Annotated in this window: 21 protein-coding genes and 1 riboswitch; of the genes, 7 read left to right on the top strand and 14 right to left on the bottom strand. The window is 70.3% G+C overall.

All coding sequences use genetic code 11. From position 1 onward, the window contains the following. Positions 1-35: 35 nt before the first annotated feature. Entirely contained in the window at positions 36-1,835 is a 1,800-nt protein-coding gene (locus IH26_RS0101915) for a putative bifunctional diguanylate cyclase/phosphodiesterase (RefSeq protein ID WP_245664871.1), read from the bottom strand. Between the two features lie 101 nt (positions 1,836-1,936). On the opposite strand from IH26_RS0101915, the gene IH26_RS0101910 reads away from it, so the two are divergent. Genes IH26_RS0101910 through IH26_RS0101900 form a run of 3 tightly spaced genes read left to right on the top strand, consistent with a single transcriptional unit; the run spans position 1,937 to position 6,322 of the window. Next, a complete protein-coding gene (locus IH26_RS0101910) occupies positions 1,937-2,557 on the top strand; it encodes a TetR/AcrR family transcriptional regulator (RefSeq protein ID WP_030434330.1) in 621 nt (206 codons plus the stop codon). Then, complete coding sequence (locus tag IH26_RS0101905) at positions 2,557-4,293, top strand: ABC transporter ATP-binding protein (RefSeq protein ID WP_030434329.1); 1,737 nt, start codon at positions 2,557-2,559, stop codon at positions 4,291-4,293. The genes IH26_RS0101910 and IH26_RS0101905 overlap by 1 nt, the downstream gene beginning before the upstream one ends. Before the next feature lie 58 nt (positions 4,294-4,351). Continuing rightward, on the top strand, positions 4,352-6,322 hold the full coding sequence (locus IH26_RS0101900; protein ID WP_030434328.1) for an ABC transporter ATP-binding protein: 1,971 nt from the start codon (positions 4,352-4,354) through the stop codon (positions 6,320-6,322). Between the two features lie 66 nt (positions 6,323-6,388). Here the strand turns inward: IH26_RS0101900 and IH26_RS0101895 are convergent, their stop codons facing one another. The 5 genes from IH26_RS0101895 to IH26_RS0101875 form a co-directional block, all read right to left on the bottom strand. Beyond that, the gene (locus IH26_RS0101895; RefSeq protein ID WP_211268544.1) at positions 6,389-8,389 is read right to left on the bottom strand and encodes a Calx-beta domain-containing protein; all 2,001 of its coding nucleotides are present in this window, start codon (positions 8,387-8,389) and stop codon (positions 6,389-6,391) included. A gap of 129 nt (positions 8,390-8,518) precedes the next feature. Further along, positions 8,519-8,597: riboswitch (cyclic di-GMP riboswitch) on the bottom strand. Between the two features lie 208 nt (positions 8,598-8,805). Continuing rightward, entirely contained in the window at positions 8,806-9,015 is a 210-nt protein-coding gene (locus tag IH26_RS0101890) for a ferredoxin (RefSeq protein WP_030434326.1), read from the bottom strand. Beyond that, entirely contained in the window at positions 9,012-10,184 is a 1,173-nt protein-coding gene (locus tag IH26_RS0101885; protein WP_034213216.1) for an NADH-ubiquinone oxidoreductase-F iron-sulfur binding region domain-containing protein, read from the bottom strand. The genes IH26_RS0101890 and IH26_RS0101885 overlap by 4 nt, the downstream gene beginning before the upstream one ends. Next, on the bottom strand, positions 10,181-10,765 hold the full coding sequence (locus IH26_RS0101880) for a ferric reductase-like transmembrane domain-containing protein (RefSeq protein WP_245664870.1): 585 nt from the start codon (positions 10,763-10,765) through the stop codon (positions 10,181-10,183). The genes IH26_RS0101885 and IH26_RS0101880 overlap by 4 nt, the downstream gene beginning before the upstream one ends. After that, positions 10,762-11,676: an FAD:protein FMN transferase gene (locus IH26_RS0101875; protein ID WP_034213214.1), complete on the bottom strand. Its 915-nt coding sequence runs from the start codon at positions 11,674-11,676 to the stop codon at positions 10,762-10,764. The genes IH26_RS0101880 and IH26_RS0101875 overlap by 4 nt, the downstream gene beginning before the upstream one ends. Positions 11,677-12,099: 423 nt before the next feature. Between IH26_RS0101875 and IH26_RS0101870 the strand changes: the two genes are divergently transcribed. Further along, complete coding sequence (locus IH26_RS0101870; protein WP_030434322.1) at positions 12,100-12,948, top strand: alpha/beta hydrolase; 849 nt, start codon at positions 12,100-12,102, stop codon at positions 12,946-12,948. Positions 12,949-13,652: 704 nt separating this feature from the next. Here the strand turns inward: IH26_RS0101870 and IH26_RS57430 are convergent. The 7 genes from IH26_RS57430 to IH26_RS0101835 all read right to left on the bottom strand — a co-directional run bounded on the left by IH26_RS57430 (position 13,653) and on the right by IH26_RS0101835 (position 19,628). Beyond that, positions 13,653-14,237, bottom strand: coding sequence for a hypothetical protein (locus IH26_RS57430; protein ID WP_157436981.1), 585 nt, complete (start codon positions 14,235-14,237; stop codon positions 13,653-13,655). Positions 14,238-14,464: 227 nt separating this feature from the next. Then, positions 14,465-15,082 carry a response regulator gene (locus tag IH26_RS0101860; protein ID WP_030434321.1) on the bottom strand — a complete coding sequence of 206 codons (618 nt, stop codon included), beginning with the start codon at positions 15,080-15,082 and terminating at the stop codon, positions 14,465-14,467. Next, entirely contained in the window at positions 15,079-16,233 is a 1,155-nt protein-coding gene (locus tag IH26_RS0101855; RefSeq protein ID WP_030434320.1) for a sensor histidine kinase, read from the bottom strand. Before IH26_RS0101855 ends, IH26_RS0101860 begins: the two co-directional genes overlap by 4 nt. Further along, positions 16,230-17,039, bottom strand: a complete 810-nt coding sequence (locus IH26_RS0101850; protein WP_030434319.1) for an ABC transporter permease — start codon at positions 17,037-17,039, stop codon at positions 16,230-16,232. Before IH26_RS0101850 ends, IH26_RS0101855 begins: the two co-directional genes overlap by 4 nt. Next, positions 17,036-17,872 (bottom strand): ABC transporter ATP-binding protein, encoded by an 837-nt coding sequence (locus IH26_RS0101845; protein WP_030434318.1) that lies wholly within the window; start codon positions 17,870-17,872, stop codon positions 17,036-17,038. The genes IH26_RS0101850 and IH26_RS0101845 overlap by 4 nt, the downstream gene beginning before the upstream one ends. Before the next feature lie 107 nt (positions 17,873-17,979). Then, positions 17,980-18,726 carry an ABC transporter permease gene (locus IH26_RS0101840; protein WP_030434317.1) on the bottom strand — a complete coding sequence of 249 codons (747 nt, stop codon included), beginning with the start codon at positions 18,724-18,726 and terminating at the stop codon, positions 17,980-17,982. Continuing rightward, complete coding sequence (locus tag IH26_RS0101835; RefSeq protein ID WP_030434316.1) at positions 18,723-19,628, bottom strand: ABC transporter ATP-binding protein; 906 nt, start codon at positions 19,626-19,628, stop codon at positions 18,723-18,725. Before IH26_RS0101835 ends, IH26_RS0101840 begins: the two co-directional genes overlap by 4 nt. 197 nt (positions 19,629-19,825) lie before the next feature. On the opposite strand from IH26_RS0101835, the gene rnhA reads away from it, so the two are divergent. Next, positions 19,826-20,281, top strand: coding sequence for a ribonuclease HI (gene rnhA / locus IH26_RS0101830; RefSeq protein WP_030434315.1), 456 nt, complete (start codon positions 19,826-19,828; stop codon positions 20,279-20,281). Here rnhA and IH26_RS0101825 read toward each other — a convergent pair. Continuing rightward, positions 20,261-20,680 (bottom strand): MarR family winged helix-turn-helix transcriptional regulator, encoded by a 420-nt coding sequence (locus tag IH26_RS0101825; protein ID WP_030434314.1) that lies wholly within the window; start codon positions 20,678-20,680, stop codon positions 20,261-20,263. The two genes, rnhA and IH26_RS0101825, sit on opposite strands and share 21 nt — an antisense overlap. 45 nt (positions 20,681-20,725) lie before the next feature. Between IH26_RS0101825 and IH26_RS0101820 the strand changes: the two genes are divergently transcribed. Both IH26_RS0101820 and IH26_RS0101815 read left to right on the top strand, forming a co-directional pair. Further along, on the top strand, positions 20,726-21,301 hold the full coding sequence (locus IH26_RS0101820) for a TIGR03086 family metal-binding protein (RefSeq protein ID WP_030434313.1): 576 nt from the start codon (positions 20,726-20,728) through the stop codon (positions 21,299-21,301). Positions 21,302-21,313: 12 nt separating this feature from the next. Then, complete coding sequence (locus tag IH26_RS0101815) at positions 21,314-22,126, top strand: LLM class flavin-dependent oxidoreductase (protein ID WP_030434312.1); 813 nt, start codon at positions 21,314-21,316, stop codon at positions 22,124-22,126. The last annotated feature ends 113 nt before the right edge of the window (positions 22,127-22,239 follow it).

Genomic DNA, 22,239 nt, shown 5'->3' with positions numbered 1-22,239 from the left:
CGACGTCCAAGGTAGCGGGCCGTGTCAAAAATGTTTTACACGTGCTGCCGATCCGACCGGGGCGCGGCCGACAGCAGCTCGGTGATGCTGGACGGCTCGGCGGGCCGGCCGAAGAGGTAGCCCTGGCCGTGGTCGATGCCGATCCGGCGCAGCGTCTCCCACTGCTCGTCGGTCTCGATGCCCTCGGCCACGGTCTTCATCTTCAGCGCCTGGCCCAGCCCGGCCACCGCGTCCACCAGCGCCACGTCGTCCTCGTCGAGGTGCACCTCGTCGACGAACGTCTTGTCGATCTTGATGACGTCCACCGGGAGCTGCTTGAGATAGCTCAGCGAGGAGTAGCCGGTGCCGAAGTCGTCGATCGCCAGCCGTACGCCGAGGCGGCGCAGCGCGTGCAGCGTCTCCTTGGCCGCCTCGATGTCGGCCATCAGCATCGACTCGGTGATCTCCAGGGTCAGCGAGGGCGCGTCCAGGCCGGCGTCGGCGAGCGCCTCGGACACGTCGTCGACCAGCCCGGCGTACTGGAACTGGCGGGCCGACAGGTTGACGTTGACGTGCAGCCCGGCGGCGGCCGGCGTCTCGGCGCGCCAGCGGGCCAGCTGCGCGCAGGCCTGCCGCAGCACCCAGCGGCCGAGCGGGACGATCAGGCCGTTCGCCTCGGCGTGGGCGATGAAGTGGTACGGGCCGAGCAGCCCGTCGCGGGGGTGCTGCCAGCGGACCAGCGCCTCGACCGCGGTGAGCCGCTGGGTGTGCATGTCGACCACCGGCTGGTAGAGCACGCGGAACTCGTCGTGCTCCAGCGCGTGTTCGAGGTCGGCGCGCTGCTGGGCCTCCTCCAGCACCGACATGGTCATGCTCGGGTCGAAGACGGCGTACGCGTTGCGCCCGCCCCGCTTGGCGGCGTACATCGCCAGGTCGGCGTTGGCGAGCAGTTGGTCGGCGCTGACCAGGCCGGCCGCGCCCGGCTCGCCCCCGGCGGAGGTGGCGATGCCGATGCTCAGCGAGCAGGTGATGTCCCGGCTGGCCAGCCGGATCGGCTCGTGCACGGTGGCGAGCAGCCGCTCGGCCAGACCGGACGCGTCGGCCGGGTCGAGGTCGCGCAGCAGGATCGCGAACTCGTCGCCCCCGAGCCGGGCCAGCACGTCGCCCGGACGTACCTGACCGCGCAGCCGCTCGGCGATCGTGGTGAGCAGCTCGTCGCCGGCGCTGTGCCCGAGGTTGTCGTTGACCAGCTTGAAGTCGTCGAGGTCGAGCAGGAGCACGGTGATCGGGAGCGGCTCGGCCGAGGTCACCGCCTCCTCGAGCCGGTGCCGGAACATCACCCGGTTCGGCATCCCGGTCAGCGAGTCGGTGTACGCCTGACGGATCAGCTGGCGCTCGAGCTCGCGCCGCTCGCCGATGTCGCGCAGGCTCACCACCACGGCCCGCAGGTCCGGGTCGTCGATCCGGTTGGTACCGATGACGTCCACGTAGACGTACTCGCCGGCGGCGGTGCGCAGCCGGGACTCGACCCGCTCGCTGCGCCCGATCGGCAGCGACACCATCCGCTCGACGAAGTCGTGCACCTCGGCCGCCCGCTCGACCGGCAGCACGTCGGACAACAGCCTGCCGGTCAACTCGCGCGGGTCGCAGCCGAGCAGGTCGCGGATCGACGGGCTGACGTACTTGATCTCGCCGTGGCGGCCGAGCGCCAGCACCGAGTCGGCCGACGCCTGAAGCAGCTTCTCCGCCATGCGCCGGCGGCTGCCGAGCCGGCGGCCGAAAATCGGGTTGCGGGCCAGCCGGTTCCGCGGCAGCCTTGCCGCCGCCGTGTGATCGTCCCTCTCGATTCGCCGCACGGGCGCCCTATCGGCCGGCGGCTCCGCGAGCTGAATCTTCCCGGAAGGCGTGACAAATGTCAGTGGCTGAGTGAGTGCTCGCTCAGTTAGGGTGGGTTCTCGTGGAGAACAGGCGTAGACGGGTGCCGGCGCTCGCGCCGGAGGAGCGCCGGGAGGCGCTGATCGCGGCGACCATCCCGCTGCTGCACGAGCACGGGCTCGAGGTCAGCACGCGGCAGATCGCGGCCGCGGCCGGCGTCGCCGAGGGGACCATCTTCGGCGTCTTCGAAAGCAAGAACTCGCTGGTCGTGTGCTCGGTGATCAAGGCGCTCGACCCGCAGGTGACCCTGGACGGGCTGAACGCGATCGACCGTGCGCTGCCGCTGCGCGAGCGGCTGGCGATCGCCGCCGACCTGGTGCACACCCGGTTCGCGGAACATGCCCAGCTGCTTACCGCGGCGCGCAAGCTGATCCTGGCGGGCCACGGCGACCCGGATGCGCAGAGCCGCATGATGATCAACCGCGAGCGGCTCAAGAACGCGCTGACCGGCGTGATCGAGCCGGACGCGGCGCGGTTGCGGCGCTCGCCCGAGGCGGTGGCCCAGATGCTGCTGCTGTTCTGCGGGGCGAACACGTACGGCCCCTTCGGTGATCCGGAGGGCTTCCGCGGGGCCGACCTGGTCTCGCTGCTACTAGACGGTTTTCTCATTCGAGACGAAAAGGACAAGCGGGGGGCTCAGTAGTGCTCATCCAACTGCTCCGCGGCCATCTCCGGCCGTACAAGGGCGCGATCGTCCTGGTCGTGCTCTTCCAGTTCCTTCAGACCCTGGCCACCCTTTACCTGCCCACGCTCAACGCCGACATCATCGACAACGGCGTGATCAAGGGCGACACCAACTACGTCATGCGGGTCGGCGCGGGCATGCTGGGCATCACCGTGTTGCAGATCGCGGCGCAGATCGTGGCCGTGTATTTCGGCGCCCGCACCGCGATGGCGGTCGGCCGCGACGTACGCAATTCGATCTTTTCCCGGGTTCAGGACTTCTCGGCCCGGGAGGTGGGCCAGTTCGGCGCACCGTCGCTGATCACCCGCACCACCAATGACGTGCAGCAGGTGCAGATGCTGGTACTGCTCACCTTCACGCTGATGGTGTCGGCGCCGATCATGTGCGTCGGCGGCGTGGTGCTGGCGCTGCGCCAGGACGTGCCGCTCTCCTCGATGCTGCTGGTGATCGTGCCGATCCTGATCCTCACCGTCGGCGTGATCATCACCTTCATGCGGCCGCTGTTCCGCAAGATGCAGGTGCGCATCGACCGGGTCAACCAGGTGATGCGCGAGCAGATCACCGGCATCCGGGTGATCCGCGCGTTCGTCCGCGACGACCGCGAGAAGGCCCGCTTCACCACCGCGAACGACGATCTCACCGACGTCTCGCTGCGGGCCGGAAAGCTGATGGCGCTGATGTTCCCGACCGTGATGCTGATCGTGAACCTGTCCAGCGTCGCGGTGCTGTGGTTCGGCGGCCACCGGATCGACAGCAACCACATGCAGGTCGGCGCGCTCACCGCGTTCCTCAGCTACCTCATGCAGATCCTCATGTCGATCATGATGGCGACCTTCATGTTCGTGATGATCCCGCGGGCCGAGGTCTGCGCCGAGCGGATCGAGGAGGTGCTCACCACGGAGTCGAGCGTCGAGCCGCCGCTCGCCCCGGTCACCACGCTGAGTCGGCACGGCGTCCTGGAGATGCGCGGGGTGGGCTTCCGCTACCCCGGCGCCGACGCGCCGGTGGTCTGCGACATCGATCTCACCGCCCGGCCGCGCGAGGTCACGGCGATCATCGGCAGTACCGGCAGCGGCAAGACCACGCTGCTCAACCTGGTACCGCGGCTGTTCGACGCGACCGAGGGCCAGGTGCTGGTCGACGGCGTCGACGTGCGGGACCTGGACGAAAAACTTCTTTCCCGTACGGTCGGCCTGGTCCCGCAGAAGCCGTATCTGTTCACCGGCACCGTGGCCAGCAACCTGCGCTACGGCAACCCGGAGGCGACCGACGAGCAGCTGTGGGAGGCCCTGGAGATCGCCCAGGCCCGCGACTTCGTCGAGCGGATGGAGGGCGGGCTGGACGCGAAGATCGCCCAGGGCGGCACGAACGTCTCGGGCGGCCAGCGGCAGCGGCTGGCGATCGCCCGGCTCCTCGTGGCCCGGCCGGAGATCTACCTCTTCGACGACTCGTTCTCGGCGCTCGACTACGCCACCGACGCGGCGCTGCGGGCCGCGCTGACCGCCCACGTGGCGGACGCGACCGTGGTCGTGGTGGCCCAGCGGGTGAGCACCATCCGCGACGCCGACCGGATCGTCGTGCTCGACGAGGGCCGCGTCGTCGGCGTCGGCACACATTCCGAACTCATGGACACCAACACCACGTACCGCGAAATCGTCCTATCCCAGCTCACCGAGCAGGAGGCCGCGGCATGACCGAGCGAAGCGAGTGTCGTGATCGCGTAAAGGTGTCTTGGTCTTTTGGAGGCAGAGTATGACCGCGCCCAATCGCGCCGCCGCCGGGCCCAGGCCGATGGGGCCGCCTGCCGCCCGGATGATGATGGGTGGGGCGCCACCGGAGAAGCTCAACGACTTCAAGGGCTCCACCAAGCGCCTGCTCGGCCTGCTCAAGCCGCAGCGCGCCCTGGTCGCCCTGGTGCTGCTGTTCGGCATCTGCAGCGTCGCGCTCTCCGTGTCCGGCCCGCGCCTGCTCGGCCACGCCACCGACATCATCTTCTCCGGCTTCATCGGCAAGTCGCTGTCGTCGTTGCCGGCCGGCACCACCAAGCAGCAGGTCATCGACCAGCTGCGTGCGCACGGCGAGAACACCCGGGCCGACCTGCTCTCCTCGATCAACTTCGTGCCGGGCGTGGGCATCGACTTCGACAAGCTGCTGCACCTGCTCGGCTGGGTAGCGGTCGTCTACCTGTGTGCCTGGCTGTTCGGCGTCTTCCAGGGCCGGATCACCGCGACCGTGGTGCAGAAGGCGGTCTTCAAGCTGCGGCAGGACGTCGAGGCGAAACTGTCCCGGCTGCCGCTGTCGTACTTCGACCAGCAGCCGCGCGGCGAGGTGCTGAGCCGGGCCACCAACGACACCGACAACATCGCGCAGACGCTGCAGCAGACGTTCGCCCAGCTGATCACGGCGCTGCTGATGATCGTCGGCGTGCTCGGGTTCATGTTCTGGATCTCGTGGCTGCTGGCCCTGATCGCGCTGATCACGGTGCCGGTGTCGATCTTCGTGACCACCTTCATCGGCAAGCGCTCGCAGCCCAACTTCGTCGCCCAGTGGAAGACGACCGGCAAGCTCAACGGGCACATCGAGGAGATGTTCACCGGCCACTCGCTGGTCAAGGTCTTCGGCCGGCAGGACGAGGCCCGGGCCACCTTCGAGGAGCACAACAACAAGCTGTACGCGTCGAGCTTCAAGGCGCAGTTCATCTCCGGCCTGATCCAGCCGTCCATGATGTTCATCAGCAACCTGAACTACGTGCTGGTGGCGGTCGTCGGCGGCCTGCAGGTGGCCTCCGGCAACCTGTCGCTCGGCGAGGTGCAGGCGTTCATCCAGTACTCCCGGCAGTTCAGCCAGCCGCTGACCCAGGTCGCCTCGATGGCCAACCTGATCCAGTCCGGCGTGGCCTCGGCCGAGCGGGTGTTCGCCCTGCTGGACGCGCCCGAGCAGTCGCCCGAGCCGCCGTCGAGGGACATGCACCACGTCGAGGGCCGGGTCGCCTTCGAGGACGTGTCGTTCCGCTACCTGCCGGACAAGCCGCTGATCGACAACCTGTCGCTGGCGGTCGAGCCCGGCCAGACGGTGGCGATCGTCGGGCCGACCGGCGCCGGCAAGACCACGCTGGTCAACCTGATCATGCGGTTCTACGACGTCGACTCCGGCCGGATCACGCTGGACGGGGTGGACATCAACGAGATGCCGCGGGAGGAACTGCGCGAGCAGATCGGCATGGTGCTGCAGGACACCTGGCTGTTCGGCGGGACCATCGCGGAGAACATCGCGTACGGTGCGGACTCCTTCGACATGGCGAAGGTGCAGGCCGCGGCCGAGGCGGCGCATGTCGACCACTTCGTCCGGGCGCTGCCGGACGGCTACGAGACGGTGATCGACGAGGAGGGCTCGAACGTCAGCGCCGGGCAGAAGCAGCTGATCACCATCGCCCGGGCGTTCCTGGCCGAGCCGAGCATCCTGATCCTGGACGAGGCGACCAGCTCGGTCGACACCCGGACCGAGGTGCTGATCCAGCGGGCGATGAACACGCTGCGCGCGGGCCGGACCAGCTTCGTCATCGCGCACCGGCTCTCCACCATCCGGGACGCCGACGTGATCCTGGTGATGGAGCACGGGCAGATCGTCGAGCAGGGCACGCACCACGAGCTGATCGCGGCCGACGGCGCGTACGCCCGGCTCTACTCGGCGCAGTTCGCTCAGGCGGTCGCCGAGGTCGACTGATTCGCTGAGCAAAGTGCGGCGGGGGCGGCCAGTGGCCGCCCCCGCCTTCGTTCCGTCAGATGGTGACTACTTGATCTTGAATCGCTTGATGTCCGAGTAGCCGCCCATGATGCCCGAGGTCGTGTCGCCGGCGACGAACGCCCGGACCGCGACCATGGTGCCCGAAGCGATCTTCACGGCGCCCCGCCACTGGTTGTTGCTGCCGGTCAGGCCGCGGGCGACGTTGGCCCACTTCCCGCCCAGGTAGCGCTGCACGATGACGGTCTGGCCGGCCGCCCGCGGGTTGCCCTGCACGGCGAAGCTCGCCATGCCCTTCGTGGTGGAGGCCACGAAGACCGGAACCTGGGTGACCGTCACGGTGACGACCTTGGACGTGTCGCTGCCCGAGTGGACGCTGAACTTGTAGCCCATGCCGATCCAGCGGGAGAAGGCGTAGCTGCCCTTCGCGTCGCTGGTGGTGGTCTGCAGCTTCGCCATGTCGCCGCCGCCGACCGGGGCGCCCCACAGCTCGACCGCCGTGCTCGCCGCCGCCATGCCGGTGACCGGCACAGCCACCGCACCCTGCACGTTGCTCGGCGCGCTGATGGTCAGCGAGCCCGGAGTGGGCGTGCCACTGCCGGCCGTGATGGTGATGACGCTGTTCTTGACGGTCGCGCCGCCGCCGAAGGCCACGCCGGAGACGAGGATCGTCTTGTCGGGCTGCGAGGTGGTCGGCTTGGTCGTCGTCAGGGCACCGAGGTCGTACGTCGTGCCACTCGCCGTGTTGGCCGGAATGGTGATCGACGTGGTCGTCGGCCCGCTGAAGTCGCTCGGCGAGGCCGCCTTGCTGCCGTTGACCGAGCCACCGGCGAACGTGAAGTTGACCGGAGTGTCGGCCGACGAGCTGCCGGTGACGGTCGCGATCACGTGGACCGAGTCGCCCGGGGCGACCTTGTCCGGGCTGATGGTGATGACCGGCGCCGTGGCGCCGTTGGCGATCGTCAGCGTGGCGTTCGCCGCGGTCGCGCCGGCGCCGGCCAGTTCAGACTTGTTGCTTCCCGGCGTGGCGATGATCGTCGCGCTCTTGGTGGGCCCGAAGACCGTGGTCCCGTTGATCAGCAAGACGCCGTAGCCGGTGTCGCTGCCCGCCGGGATGGTGACGGTCTGGGCCGGCAGGCTGAATTCGGTATTGTTCGCCGCGGTGCCGGGCGAGCTCGTGAGAGCGAAGGCGACGGGCAGATCGGTCGGGTTCGACAGCTTGATCGCAACGAGCGCCGCGGACGCGGCGGCACCGGCCGTCGCGTTGATGTTCGGCACGCTGTAGGTCGGCTTCGCGTCGTCGTCCGTGATCGTGGTCGTGAACGGCTGGTTCGTCGACGTGACGTCACTCATCGTCGAGGTGCCGGGCCGGTTGATCGCGGTGATCCCGATGTCGAAGGTCTCGTCCGCACCGTCGTAGGTCTTGTCGCCGTTGATGTCGACGGTGAAGGTCTTCGTCGTCTCGCCGGAGGCGAAGGTGACGTCGCCGCTGGCGGCCTTGAAGTCCGTGCCGTCAACGGCCGATCCGGTGTCGACCGCTGCCCAGTGCACCGCCTGAACTGCCTGCGAGGCGGGTGTCATGGTCAGCGTGAACGTCTGCGAGTGCCAACCGTTGTTGCCCTCTGTCACCGAAGCCGGCGTGACGGCCACGTCCGGAGCCGACTGGCTGTCGGTGATCGTGACGGTCTGCGTGGCGATGGGCGTGGCGTTGTTCGGGTCGTAGACGTTGACCTTGAACGTTTCCGCGCCCTCGTAGAGGGTGTCGGCCAGTGTCGACACGTTCAGTGTCGCCGTGGCGCCGGCGCCACCGCCGGTGAAGCTGATGGGCTGCGCCTTGACTGCGGTGTAGTCGGATCCGGCCGTCGCCGTGGCATCCGCGGTGCTCCACGTGAGGTTCGTGGCCGGCGCCGTGGCCGGAACCCAGGTCAGCGTCAAGGTGGCGGACTGAGCCTCGGTCGGGGTGATGCCTGCGCCACCACCGGCTGCGAGCGTGACGTCGGAGCTGGAGGTCGCGGCGAAGGCCGGTGATGAGACCATCACCGCCGGCACGAGGCCGATTGCGCCGGCTATGGCGGTCGCCAGGACCGTTCGCGCCGGCTTCCTGCCACGCGGCGTGAACGGAACCGAGCCGCTCGTGGCCGCATGGGCTTCTCGATAGCGCATGTCTGTTCTGTCTCCTTCGGCGGCTGGGCTACCTCCGTCGGGGAGGCCCCTGGCTTTGCGTCGCCGCGTTGCCGCGGGTTTGCCTGTTCGGGTACCGCACCTGAGGGCGGTTCGGGGTGCCGGAAAAGTCCGGCTTTTCAGCGCGGCGGATGCCTGACGGAGGTCAGCCATGAGGCCGCGCCATCCGTAATCTAACCGGCATATTTCTGCGATACCGGCGGAACGCATTTTTCGGCTGAAATCCGGGCAAGATGCCGGCGCAACAGGGACGACGAAAGAGACAACGGCCGAGTTTCGTCCGCTCAGCGACGCACCAGTTTCAGGGCGAGCATCGGGCAACGGTCGACCGCCCGTTTCGCCGCGTCCTCCAGTGGCGGCGGCACCACCGGCTCGGTGGTGCCGTCGCGCGAGACCGGGTAGCCCCACTCGTCCTCGACCAGCATCTCCTCGAGCAGCTCGGTGCACAGGCCGCGCCCGTCGCAGGCGGTCCAGTCGATGTGCAAGCGGGTCACAGCCGCCCTCCCGTGGCCAGGCAGCGCCCGTTCAGGTGAGCCGCGACGTCTGCTTCGAAGGCCCGCATCGCGCTGAGCACCAGCCGGGCCGTGCCGTCCGGGTGCCGGCAGGCGCCGCGCCCGGTGACCAGCGCCGCCAGCCGGGCGGCCTCCCCCGGCAGCCCCGGCCGAGGACGGCCCGCGGCCAGGTCGGCGAGCGTGCCGGCGATCCGGGGCAGGCCGTTCACGCACGGCCCGCACTGCCCGGCCACCTGACCGGCCAGGTACTGGGTGATCTTGGCGGTCTCGACCAGCCCGCAGGCGTGCGCGGGCAGCGCGACCACCACCCCGGCGCCGGGCGCCGCCCCGAACGGGGCCAGCGCCTCCCGGGTCACCGGCAGCGCCGGATCGGCCGGCACCCAGCCGCCGTGGTAGCCGCCGACCAGCACCGCCCGCAGGTTCTCGGTGGCGCCGCCGGCCGCCCCGATCAGGTCGCCGAGCGGCACGCCGTAGCGGGCCTCGACCACGCTCGGCCGGGCCACCGCGCCGCTGACCGTGGCCAGGAACGTGCCGGACGAGAGGAACCAGCCGGCGCCGTACCGGGCGATCAGCGCGAGGTGGGCCAGCGTCTCCACGTTCTGCACCAGGGTGCCGGTCTCGACCAGCCGGACCCGCTTGTCGGCCGGCACCGCGCCGCGCCCGGCGATCGCGGACGCCACCGCCGACTCCTCGCCGGAGACGAAGGCGTCCGGGGCTGCGGTCAGGGTGACCGGCAGCTTGTCGAGGCCGGCGCGCCCGCGGGCGGCCAGCGACTCGCGCAGCCGGGGCAGCAGCGCGGCCGGCGCGTACAGGTGGGCGGCGCGAGCGCCGGTCGCGAGCGCGACCAGGTGCAGGCCGTCGAGCACCAGGTGCGGCTTGCGGGTGAGCAGCAGGCGGTCCTTGCCGCTGACCGGCTCCCCCTCGGCGCCGTTCGCGATCACCACGGCCGGGGTGCCGGCGGCGGCGACCGCGGCGAGCTTGCGCCACATCGGGAAGCCGCCGCCGCCCCGGCCGGTCAGCTCCGCGTCCCGGGCCAGCCCGACGATCTGGCTGCCGTCCAGCGACGGCAGTCGGCCGTACCGGGAAAGGTGGTCGTCGAGACCGCCGTCGCCGGCGGTCAGCAGCGTCTGTGCTGCGAGCACGCTGTTCATCGGGAAGCCTCCTCGAGGAGTCGGGGCGCGACGCGGCGCTCGGCGCGGGCGGGGAAGCGGGCGAAGGCCGGCGAGACGCGCCAGCCGACGGCGGCGACCACGGCGCCCGCGCAGGTCAGCGAGATCGTCCAGAGCCACCAGGTGCCGCGGTCGGTGCCGGTGCCGAGCCCGTGCAGCAGGGCGACCGGCCAGCAGAGATAGGCCAGCCAGTGCACGGCCCGCCAGACCCCGGCGCCCAGCCGGTTCCGCAGCAGGCTGGTCACCACGATCGCGACCAGCAGGTCGAAGCCGACCGTGCCGAGCCCCTCCCAGAGCGGCCGATACTTCCCCACGAACGGCACAACAAGATCAAAAAGACGCAATTGGGCGTACGAGTCGAAGAGCAGGCCGATGACGTGCCCGGCCAGGAAGACCACCGCGAGCAGGGCCGCGTTGCGGTGCAGCAGGGAGACGGCGAACCGCGGGAGGCCGAAGACCGATCGGCCCGAGCGGGAGCCGATGCCGAGCACCACCACGATCGTGAGCAGCACCAGCGCGACGACCCCGGAGCCGCGGGCGAAATACCAGAGCGCGTCGGTCACGACGGCCACCCGCCCAGGCGCAGCACGTCGAGGCTCGGCGTGACCAGCCGGCTGGGCACGGTGCCGAGCAGGTCCGGCGCGGCGTGGCCCCGGACGATGGCGGCGGTGCTCAGGGTGTTGGCCCGCAGGCAGGAGTGTGCGGCCACGGAGACGGTGCGCCACACGGGCGCGGCCGGGCGGCCGGTGCGGGGATCGACGATGTGGTGCAGGAGTTCGCCGGGGCGGCCCCAGGTGCGGCCGGCAGTGCTCGAGGTGGCCAGTGCGGCGCCCGACGGAAGGCGTACGCAAGCTTGGGGGTCACCCGGACGGTCCTGCACCAGGATCTGCCACCCACCCGCCGGCCCCTGGCCGGCGGTCGTGATGTCGCCGCCCAGCGCGACCAGCACGCCGACGCCGAGCCGCTCGGCCACCCGGGCGGCGGCACGGTCGGCGGCCACCGCCTTCGCGGTCGCGCCGAGATCAAGCAGGACGCCGTCGGGGACGGTCAGTTCCAGGTCGTGCAGGTGCACGGCCCGCCAGTCGGGGGTCGCGAAGACCCGCACGGCGGGGGCGACCTGCCGGCCGGTGATCGCGGCGAAGTCCCGGTCGTAGCCGAGGCCGCAGAGGGCGGCGCCGACGGTCGGATCGACGGCGCCGTCGGTCTGCCGGGCCGCGGTCAGGGCTGACCTGATCAAGTGGGCCAGCAGGGGGCTGACGGTCACCGGGCGGCCGCCGGATCGGCAGGCCTCGCGCAGTTCGGAGTCGGCGCGGAAGCGGCTGCAGGCCCGGTCCACGGCGGCCAGCTCGGCCTTGACCAGGTTCGTTGCCTCTTCGACGCGGGCCGGGTCGGTGACGACGATCCGGGCCACGGTGCCCCAGACGGTCCACTGCGCGGTGTCGGCGGTGATCGGGAGGGTCTCCACGAGCGGCATGTCAGCTCCCGCCCGACGTAGCTTGGCTGCTGCTGTTGTCGCTGCTGCTTCCGCTGGACAGCGTCGGGGAGCTGCCGGAGTTCGTGGTACTTGCCTGATTTTTCGTACTTGTCGTACTTGATGATGATGTTGACGTTGATGTACCGCTCGTTGTCGCGTGCGCCGCGACACCGATCACGACCGTGCCGGCCACGCTCGCCGCGACCAACGCGCCGGTGATCAGCGACGTCCGCCGTAGTCCGGTCTCCCGTTTCATGTGCGTCGCACCCCTTTCGTTGACGACACAACGAAGGGTGCACAGCGGGTCTCGCTGGGGCCTGTGCGGATCCTGTTCGTCGACTGTGAAGGTTTTTGCTATATCGCCGGAGCCGACTTTCTTCGTAACGTGATCCTTGCCGACACTCGACAAAGGAGCTTGCGCCCATGTCCGACATTCCGCAGCACACGCTGGACGACATCGATCGGGTCAACGCGAGCGGGCGCACGCCCGTCGTCTTCATCCACGGCCTGTGGCTGCTGCCGAACAGCTGGGACCGCTGGGCCGAGGTGTTCGACGCCGCCGGGTACGCGGCCATCTCCCCCGGCTGGCCGGACGACCCCGCCACCGTCGCCGAGGCCGCGGAACATCCCGAGGTCTTCGCGGGCAAGACGGTCGGCCAGGTCGCCGACCACTACGCCGAGGTGATCGGCAAACTCGACAAGCAGCCGGCGGTCATCGGCCACTCGTTCGGCGGCCTGCTCGCCCAGATCATGGCCGGCCGCGGACTTTCCAACGTGACCGTGTCCATCGACGCGGCGCCCTACCAGGGGGTGCTGCCGCTCCCGATCTCGGCGTTGCGCTCGGCGTCACCGGTGCTGTCCAACCCGGCGAACTACAAGAAGGCGATTCCGCTGACGTACGAGCAGTTCCGGTACGCCTTCGCCAACCAGGTCTCCGAGGAGGAGGCCCACCAGCTGTACGCGGAGTACGCGGTGCCCGCACCGGGCGCCCCCCTGTTCCAGGCGGCGGTGGCCAACTTCAACCCGTGGAGCGAGGTGAAGGTCGACCACGAGAACGCGTACCGAGGCCCCATGCTCATCATCTCCGGCGAGAAGGACCACACGGTGCCGCCGGCCATCTCGGAGTACCAGTACAAGCTGCAGCAGAAGAACACCGGGGTGACGGAGTTCGCGTCGATCCCGGGGCGGGGGCATTCGCTGACGATCGACAGCGGGTGGCTCGAGGTGGCGAATACTGCTCTGGCGTTCGTCCAGCGCTTCGCGGAGCGGTAGGGGTTGGATTTTGGTCGGGGCGGCATGCCGTGGGTGTCGCTCCGGCCGCGTTGCTGGGTTGGGCTGCCGTGGCGCTGGGCTGGGTGGGCACTCGGGGCGCCGCCGGTTGCGACGGGGCTGGCTTGCCATGGCTCCGGGCCTGCCTGGTCGCCCTTTGCGCCGCCCCTCGCGGCTGCGTTGGTGGCCGGGCTGGCATGCCATGGCGCCGCGCCGGCTGGTCACCCAGGGTGCCGCCCGTCGCGGCCGCGATGGTGGCCGGGCTGGCATGCCATGACGCCGCGCCCGCTGGTCACCCAGGGTGCCGCCCGTCGCGCGCCGTGCGTGGTCGCGTCGTCTTCTGGTTCCCTTACCTCGATCGAATAGGCGGGCGAATTCCCATCGAGAAGGTCGAATTAATTCCCGTAGGACATTTTCGGGGCCGGGAAGATTGGCATGATCGAACACCTGTTCGGGCTTACCGTCGCGTTCTCGGTGGTGCGATAATTTTGAGGTGCGACAGCTGGAGCTCTTCCCTAAAGGCCAATTAGCCGAAATGCGCGACCGCACCAAGTCACGCCGCTATTCCCCAGAAGCCGAGCAATTCCGTCGCGAGCACGCCCGCCACCGAGAATGGGGCCTCACCCAACGACACGCCCTAAAGTTGTGGCGCCTTCGCCGCGAGCGCGCAGCCGCCGACATCGCCGCCGCCGCTGAAACAGCCGCTGTCAGCACCGTCGCCAGCGCCACAGCTGCCGCCAACGCCCCCACTGCCGTCGCAGCCAACATCGCCGCCCGCACCACTGCCACCGCGAGCAAGCCCGTTCACGCTGCCGCCAGCGCTCCCGCCAACACCAGAGCCACCACCGCCCGACAGCTGCCACCAGCACCGCCGGTTCCGGCTTGGCCAGCCCTGCTGCCAAGACCGCTGCCGCCGCCAGCGCTCCCGCCAACACCAGAGCCACCACCGCCGCGGCAGCTGCCAGCACCGCCGGTTCCGGCTTGGCCAGCCCTGCCGCCGGCAGCACGCCCGCTCCCATTGCGGCCCGCCCTGCCGCCGACACCGCCGGCGTTGTCACCGCTGCCGCTGCCCCCGCGGCTGCTGCCGCCGGCACCGCCGCCGCAACGACCGCCAGCACCACCGCAACTGCCGCCGGCACCGCCGCCGCAACGACCGCCAGCACCACCGCAACTGCCGCCGGCACCGCCGCCGCAACGACCGCCAGCACCACCACAGCTGCCGCCAGCACCACCGCCGCAACGACCGCCAGCACCGCAGCGGCTGTGCTCGACGACGCCGACTCGAACACCACTCGCGCGGCTCCTCACCGGCACGAGCATGTTTTCTGCGCCGGTTTCGGTTGGCGTCTCCCGCGCCGCCGCGTCACGCGGATTTCGGGCGTCTCCGGGAATTCGCACCATTCTCGAGCCGTCCCGGAAACCCTACCACGCCCGCATTTCATCCGCCGCCCCCGAATAGGTTCTCGGTCGCGTCCGCCGTGAGGTGGGAAAGTCCTGTCCTGCCGCCGGGGAAATGGTGCTAGAGGAGGCCGTGTCGCATTGCTGTGGTTACCGCGGCGGTGCGGTCGGCTACGTCCAGTTTGTTGAAGACTCGCAGCAAATGGGTCTTCACCGTTGCCTCGGAGATGAAGAGTTGCTTGCCAATCTCGGCGTTGGTCAGGCCGCTCGCCACCAGTCGCAGGACCTCCGATTCGCGGGCCGACAAAGCCGGTGGCGCGGGCTGGCGGACCTGGCGCACCAGGGTCGAGGCGACGCTCGGGGCCAGCACTGTCTCGCCACGGGCCGCGGCTCGGACGGCGTCGGCCAGTTCGGCGGGGGAGGCGTCCTTGAGCAGGTAACCGCAGGCGCCGGCCTCGATGGCGCGGAGGATGTCGCGGTCCGACTCGTAGGTGGTCAGCACCATCACCCGTACGCCGGGGACGGTCTTCAGGATGCGTTCGGTGGCCGATACGCCGTCGCCGTCGGGCATGCGTAGGTCCATCAGGACGATGTCGGGGCGTTCGGCGGCGGCCAGGGTGACGCCGGCGTCGCCTGAGCCGGCCTCGCCGACCACCGACAAGTCCGGCTCGGCGTCGAGCATGCCGCGCAGGCCGTGCCGGACCACGGGGTGGTCGTCGACCAGCAGGATGCGGATCATGCGGGCACCTCCAGCTCGATGGTTGTGCCGGTTTCGGGGTCGCTGTGGACCGTCAGCCGGCCCTGTACCTGGTCTGCCCGGGCGCGCATGCCGTTCAGGCCGAACCCGTCCGCCGTGGCCTGGTCGAAGCCTCTGCCGTCGTCGCGGACCACCAGGCGCACCGAGGACGGGGCGTATGCCAGCAGGACCGCTGCCTCCTGGGCGCCGGCGTGGCGGCGGACGTTCGTCAGCGCCTCCTGGGCGGCCCGCAGCAGGACCACCTCGACCTTCGTCGGCAGGGGCCGTTCCTCCCCGGTCACCCGGACGGTGGCCGGCGTGCCGGTTTCCTCGGCGAAGCGGGCTGCTTGACGGCGTACGGAATCGGGCAGTGAGCCCTCGGACAACGCAGCCGGCGCCAGCGCGGCGACCAGGGCCCGCGACTCGGCCAGGTTTTCCTTCGCCGTGCGGACGGCCAGCGCCAGCCGCTCGTCCTTCAGCGCCGGGTCGGCCGCCTGCAGCAGCGTGATGATGCTGGTGAAGCCCTGCGCGAGGGTGTCGTGGATCTCGCCGGCCAGGCGGGCCCGCTCGGCCGCCACGCCGGTCTCGTGCGACAGGCGCGCCACCTCGGCGCGGCTCGCCTCCAGTTCGGCGATCAAGAGGCCGCGCTCTTTGTTCTGCTGGATCACCCGGCTGACCCAGAAGCCCAGCCAGATGCCGGTGGCCGCCGAGATGAGCGCGATGACCAGGTCGGATCGCACGTACCCGGGCGACAGGATGGCGTCGCGGAGCGGCGCCACCAGGTTGACCGCGATGACCAGCACGATCGCGCTGCGGATCGGCACCAGCATGAACAGCATCGGGATGATCGCGAAGAGCAGCCACGAGGCGAACGGGATGAACGTCACCGCGGCCGCGAAAAGCGCGATCTGCGCCGACGCCAGCACCACGGACGAGACGTCGCGCTCGATCACGCGCCGGCCGATCACCAGGTGCACGACGACCATGAGGGCGATGGCGCCGGCCGCGAGCAGCCGGCGCCACAGCGCGTGGTCGTTGACGACGAGGATCGCGGCGGCGACGGCCACCGCGACCACTCCGTAATACACGTCCCACCACTGTGAGTAACGCTGGTGGGCCTCCGCGGCGGTCGAAGCGGTCGCGGCGGGAGTCACCGATCCCTCTCGGTCCAGCGGAACGTCACCAGGCACAGCACCAATCCGATCACACACCAGGCGCCCAGCACCAAGGCGGTCCGGCCCAGCTCCCACTGCCCGGCCGCCTCGTACTGCTTCAGGCTGTCCGGCAGGAACACGTACCGGAAGCCCTGGCTCATCCACTTGACCGGGAAGAACGACGCGACCGTGATCAGCCAGCCGGGCAGCTGGGTGATCGGGTGGATGAAGACGCCGGAGAGGAAGTTCAGCGCCACCACCGGCACGTTGAGGATCGCGCCGGCCGTGCGGGCGTGCTTGACGATCGAGCTGACCGCGATGCCGCAGGCCGTGCAGGCGAACGTGGACAGCAGGAACAGCCAGGCGAAGGTCAGCCAGTGCGCCGCGTCCGGCGACGGCATGTCGAAGACCAGCAGGCCGACCAGGATCAGCGTCGCCGTCTCGGCCACGCTCAACGCCAAAACCAGGATCAACTTCCCCATGACGTACGCCGTGGGCGTGATCGGCGTGCCGTGCAGGCGCTTCAGCGTGCCGTCCTCCCGGTCGAGCGCCACCCCGGCGCCCATGGTCACGAAGGCGGTGGTGAGGATCCCGTACGCGATCATGCTGGCCGAATAGACCTGGCTCGCGCTGACGCCGGTGTTGTTGTACGAGTCCTTGAAGATCGTGCCGAAGAGCAGGAGCAGCATCGCCGGGAACGCGAACGTGAAGATCATCGCGGTGCGGTCGCGGAGGAACTGGAGCAACTCGATCCAGCCGCGGGCCAGGCTGGTGGTCGCCGTCGACGGGAGCGCGAGCGTGGTCATCGGGTGGCTCCGATCAGGTTGAGGTAGATGTCCTCGAGGGTGGGGCGGGTGATGGTCAAAGTGGACAAATCGATCTCAGCCTTCACCAGCTGCTTGATCAAATCGGTGGGATCGGCCACGTTCTCCACGCGATTTGTCCCGTTTTCCCGCCAGGCCACCTTCGCGCCGGCGCTCGCCCGGCCGCCGAGCGTGGCCGGCGTGCCCTCGGCGACGATCCGGCCGTCGGCCAGCACCGCGAGGCGGTCGGCGAGCGCCTCGGCCTCCTCCAGGTAGTGCGTGGTGAGCAGGATCGTGGTGCCCTCGGCGGCCAGCGCCCGGATCAGGTCCCAGAACTGGCGGCGCGCGGCCGGGTCGAAGCCGGTGGTCGGCTCGTCGAGGAAGAGCAGTTCGGGGCGGCCGACGATGCCGAGCGCCACGTCCACCCGGCGGCGCTGCCCGCCGGAGAGCGCCCGGATCTTGCTGCCCTTCTTCTCGGTGAGCCCGACCAGGTCGATCACCTCGGCGACCGGCCGCGGATCGGCGTAGAGGCCGGCCACGTGCTTGACCATCTCGGTGACGGTCAGGTCGGCGGCGTCGTCCGCGTCCTGCAGCACCACGCCGATGCGAGCACGCCAGGTGCGGCCGGCCGTGCCCGGGTCGTCGCCGAGAACGGTGACCGTCCCGCCGGTGCGCTTACGGTGGCCCTCGAGGATCTCCACGGTCGTGGTCTTGCCGGCGCCGTTCGGGCCGAGCAGCGCGAACACCTCGCCGCGCGTCACCGTGAGATCGATCCCCCGGACGGCTTCCTGCCCCCGGTAGGTCTTGCGAAGTCCCCTGACTTCAATGGCGTCCATGGATCTGATCGTGCTCGCCGGCCGGGGCCGGGCGGGACGACCGGGCGACCGTCAGCGGTTGTCCACCGATCGGTGGACACGCCTCATTCCCGGCGGAACCGCACGCCTCACTCCCAGCGGAACTTCCGGGCCGCCGCGACCACGCAGACCGCCGCCCAGACGGCGAGGCTCGCCCAGGAGCCGAGCGGCACCGGCTGGCCGTGCGAAAGCGTCGCGCGCAGCGCCTCGGCGTGCGCGGCCAGCGGCAGGAACTCCGCGATCTGGGTGGGCGCGGCGAACATGATCCCGCCGGCGGCCAGCATCAACACGTAGATCAGGGTCGCCAAACCGGTCGTCGTCTCCGGTTTGAGCACGCTTGCCAAGAACAAAGCCAGGCCGGTGTACGCCGTTGTCGCGAGCACCGTGATGCCCAGGGCGGGCAGCACCTGACCCGCGTGCGGACGCCAGCCCACCGCCACGCCGACCGCCGCGAGCGCCAGCAACTGCACCACGATCAGCGCCAGGATCGCGGCGGTCTTGGCGAACAGCAGGCCCGGGCGGGACAGCGGCGAGGCCCCCAGTCGCTTGAGGACGCCGTAGTTCCGTTCGTACCCCGTGGTGATCGCCTGCCCGGTGAACGCCGTCGACATCACGGTCAGCGCGAGCACGCCGGGCACCACATACGCCAGGCGGTCGCCGCCCGGGACGTTGGTGACGTGGGTGAGCCCGGCCCCGAGCAGCACCAGCAGCGGCACGCCCATGGCCAGCACGATCGCCTCGCCGCGCCGGGCGGTGAGGATCAGTTCCATCCGGACCTGGCTGCGCAGGATCGCCTTGGTCGAGTTGCGCGCCGGGGCGGGGGCGAAGGTGGTCATCGGTGGGCTCCCGCCTTGACGGTCAATGCCAGATACACGTCCTCGAGGGTGCGCCGGCGGGTGTTCACGGCCGTGACCTGGGCGCCCGCGCGGGCGAAACAGGCCAGCACCTCGGCGATCGCGGCCGCGTCCAGCGCGCCGGCGATCGCATACTCCCCCGGGGTCGCCTCGGTGACCTTGAACGGCACGTCGGGTTTCAGGCCGGCGTCGGCGCGTACCTCCAGAAGGTCTATGCCCGCCGCGGCCGTGAGCGCCGCGGGCGCGCCGGTCGCCGCGACCCGGCCCTCTCGCATGATCACCACGTCGTCGGCGAGGCGCTCGGCCTCGTCGAGCAGGTGGGTGGTGAGCAGGACCGACACGCCGTCGGCGCGCAACTCCTCGATCAGCTGCCAGGTGGTGTGCCGGGCCTCGGTGTCCATGCCGGCCGTCGGCTCGTCGAGGAAGACCAGCTCGGGGCGCCCCACCAGGGCCACCGCCAGGGAGAGCCGCTGCTGCTCGCCGCCGGACAGGCGGCGATAACGCGTCTTCGCCGATTTCTGCAGCCCGAGCCGCTCGATCAGCATCTCCGGATTTATCGGGTTGGCCGAGAAGGACGCGAACAGTTGCAGGAGCTCGCCGGCGGTCGCCCACGGGTACATGCCGCCGGACTGCAGCATGATGCCCAGCCGTGGCATCAGCGCGTCGTGCTCCCCGATCGGGTCGAGGCCGAGCACCCGGCACTCGCCGCCATCGGCCGGCCGGAAGCCCTCGCAGACCTGCAGCAGGCTGGTCTTGCCGGCGCCGTTGTGCCCGAGCAGGGCCAGCACCCGGCCGCGCGGCACGGTCAGCGAGACCCCGTCGACGGCGGTCGTGGCGCCGTAGCGCACGACGACCTCCCGAACCTCGACCGCGTCGTCACTCACTGGAGACCCCTTCCGACCCGGCCACCTTACGTGCCGGTTTCTGGCACCCCGCTGAGGGCGGCCCCGGGATGGCCGACCTCACTCTGCCCGCTCGGTAGGGTGGCCGGCGTGACCGCCTGCGCGGAGCGGCACTTCGGTAAGTTACGCGCCCAGGCCGTCGGCGAGGGCCAGAAGGGCATGCCTGAGGAGGGCACAGCATGACCGTGGTGGAGATCTACACCGATGGGGCGTGCGCGCCCAACCCGGGCCCCGGCGGCTGGGGCGCCGTGCTGCGCTGGGGCGGCAAGGAGAAGGACATGTGCGGCGGCACCGCCGACTCCACCACGAACAACCGGATGGAGCTGCTGGCGCCGATCAGCGCGCTCGAGGCGCTGACCCGGGCGCCGATGACGGTCAAGCTCTACACCGACAGCACCTACGTGCGGAACGGCATCACGAAGTGGCTGCCGAAGTGGAAGGCGAACGGCTGGATGACCGCGGGGCGGCAGCCGGTCAAGAATGTGGACCTGTGGCAGCGGCTGGAGGCCGCGGTGGTGCGGCACGACGTGCAGTGGCACTGGGTCAAGGGCCACGCCGGCCACCCGGAGAACGAGCGGGCCGACCGCCTCGCCGCCCGGGGCCTGCAGGAGGCGTTAGGCCGACAGCTCGCCTAACGCCCGTACGAAAGCGGCCTGGTCTTTGATCTTGGAAAGCATGACCTCCTCGGCCGCCCTGATCTCGGCCTGAACCGCCTGTTGCAGCCGGCGCCCCTCGGGGGTGAGGCCAAGCAGGCGCACGCGACGGTCGGCCGGGTCCGGTTCGCGCTCGATGAGACCGCGTTTCTGCAGGTCGTCGAGGACCGGGATGAGGCGGGTCTTGTCCGCGTTGATCGCGGCGGCCAGCGACGCCTGGGCGCGGGCCGGCCCGTCCCGCAGCGCGGTCAGCACGACGTAGGCCCACATGGTCACGCCGTGCCGCTCCAGGATCGGCTGCTCCATGGCCACCAGCCGGCGCCCCAGCCGCATGACCATCGCGCCGAGATCGGCCCGTTCGTTGTCCGCCACATCCGGCATCCTCCTACCCTTGCGGAATCGTAAGCGCATGTAGATGATAAGCGTATGCATACTGATCTGATCGCCGCCGACGCCGTGGCCGTCCGCGAGACCGTCCGGCTGGTCGCGGGCCTGACCGCTGCCGACCTCTCCCGCCCGACCCCGTGCGAGGGGTGGGATCTCGGGACGCTGCTCGCGCACATGACGGTGCAAAACCAGGGATTTGCCGGGTCCGGGTCGTGGGAGATGCCGCCGGGTGGTCGCTTTCCCGATTCCGTACGCACGTACGCCGCATCCGCCGAGCTCGTGATGGCCGCCTTCGCGGTGCCGGGAGCGCTCGACCGGCCGGTGTCGCTCCCCGAGATCAGCCCGCAACCGTTCCCCGGGCGGGTCGCGATCGGGTTCCACCTGGTCGACTACGTGGTGCACGGGTGGGACGTGGCGACCGCCCTCGGGGTGCCGCTCGAGCTGCCTCTTTCTGTCGTGGAGGCGACGCTGCCGCTGGCGCGGGCCGTGCCGGACGGGCCGCTGCGCCTGGAGCCGGGCGCCGCGTTTGCTCCCGCACTGCCCGTTCCCGCGGATGCCGAGCCGCTCACCGAGATCCTGCTGCGGCTGGGGCGCAAAATTGTCGGAGGGTCCTGATAGCAAGGACGCATGACTCTTCGGTTCGGTGTGATCCTCCCCGGCGGCACCGCCCCCGAGCAGCTCGAGCTGGCCGTCCAGGCCGAGCGGGCGGGGTGGGACGGGGTGTATGTGTGGGAGGCCGGCTACGGCGTTGATGCCTGGTCGCTGCTCGCCGCGATGGCCGTCCGCACCACCCGCGTCCGCCTGGGCACGATGCTGACGCCGCTGCCGTGGCGCCGCCCGTGGAAGGTGGCGAGTCAGGTGGCCACGCTCGACCAGCTCTCCGGCGGCCGGGCCACGCTGGCGATCGGGGTCGGCGCGGTCACCGACGACCTGCCGGTCACCGGCGAGCCGACCGACCTGCGGCTGCGGGCGTCGATGATGGATGAGGGCATCGACCTGATCCGCGGCCTGTGGTCGGGCGACCGGTCCTACCACGGCGAGCACTACCACTACGAGGTCCACAGCGACGCCGCGGCCACGGCCGTCCACCCGGTGCAGGAGCGCATTCCCATCTGGGTGGTGGCCATCTGGCCGCGCCCGAAATCCATGCGCCGGGTGCTCCGGTGCGACGGCGTGATCCCGGGCCACGAGCCGAGCACGTCGGCGGTCGTCGAGATGCGTGCGTGGCTGGATGCGCAGGGCGCGTCCCCCGACCTGGACATCCTCTCCGAGGGCGAGACGCCGGCCGACGACCCCGCCGAGGCCGCGTCACTGGTCAAGCCCTGGGCCGACGCGGGCTGCACGTGGTGGATGGAGACCCGCTGGGAGATGCCCGACCACACCGGCGATCGGCTGGCCGAGATCCGGTCCCGCATCGCGGCCGGCCCACCAAGCCCATGAGCGGCGTGTTCTTACGCTCCGGCCCTCTTGTTCTGAGGCGTAGGCGCTGTCGTTCTTAGGCTCCGGCCCTCTCGTTCTTAGGCTCCGGCCCTCTCGTTCTTAGGCTCCGGCCC

The organism is Actinoplanes subtropicus (assembly GCF_000721705.1).
GTDB classification, from domain to species: domain Bacteria; phylum Actinomycetota; class Actinomycetes; order Mycobacteriales; family Micromonosporaceae; genus Actinoplanes; species Actinoplanes subtropicus.
Note: the sequence above shows the minus strand (reverse complement) of the source record. Positions and strands in the feature narration are given on the sequence as shown.

Excerpts from the sequence above, each read along its gene's own strand:
- IH26_RS0101900 (WP_030434328.1), top strand. The coding sequence starts at position 4,352 with ATGACCGCGCCCAATCGCGCCGCCGCCGGGCCCAGGCCGATGGGGCCG.
- IH26_RS0101885 (WP_034213216.1), bottom strand. The coding sequence starts at position 10,184 with ATGAACAGCGTGCTCGCAGCACAGACGCTGCTGACCGCCGGCGACGGC.
- IH26_RS0101875 (WP_034213214.1), bottom strand. The coding sequence starts at position 11,676 with ATGCCGCTCGTGGAGACCCTCCCGATCACCGCCGACACCGCGCAGTGG.
- IH26_RS0101870 (WP_030434322.1), top strand. The coding sequence starts at position 12,100 with ATGTCCGACATTCCGCAGCACACGCTGGACGACATCGATCGGGTCAAC.
- IH26_RS0101860 (WP_030434321.1), bottom strand. The coding sequence starts at position 15,082 with ATGATCCGCATCCTGCTGGTCGACGACCACCCCGTGGTCCGGCACGGC.
- IH26_RS0101850 (WP_030434319.1), bottom strand. The coding sequence starts at position 17,039 with ATGACCACGCTCGCGCTCCCGTCGACGGCGACCACCAGCCTGGCCCGC.
- IH26_RS0101845 (WP_030434318.1), bottom strand. The coding sequence starts at position 17,872 with ATGGACGCCATTGAAGTCAGGGGACTTCGCAAGACCTACCGGGGGCAG.
- IH26_RS0101840 (WP_030434317.1), bottom strand. The coding sequence starts at position 18,726 with ATGACCACCTTCGCCCCCGCCCCGGCGCGCAACTCGACCAAGGCGATC.
- rnhA (WP_030434315.1), top strand. The coding sequence starts at position 19,826 with ATGACCGTGGTGGAGATCTACACCGATGGGGCGTGCGCGCCCAACCCG.
- IH26_RS0101825 (WP_030434314.1), bottom strand. The coding sequence starts at position 20,680 with ATGCCGGATGTGGCGGACAACGAACGGGCCGATCTCGGCGCGATGGTC.
- IH26_RS0101820 (WP_030434313.1), top strand. The coding sequence starts at position 20,726 with ATGCATACTGATCTGATCGCCGCCGACGCCGTGGCCGTCCGCGAGACC.
- IH26_RS0101815 (WP_030434312.1), top strand. The coding sequence starts at position 21,314 with ATGACTCTTCGGTTCGGTGTGATCCTCCCCGGCGGCACCGCCCCCGAG.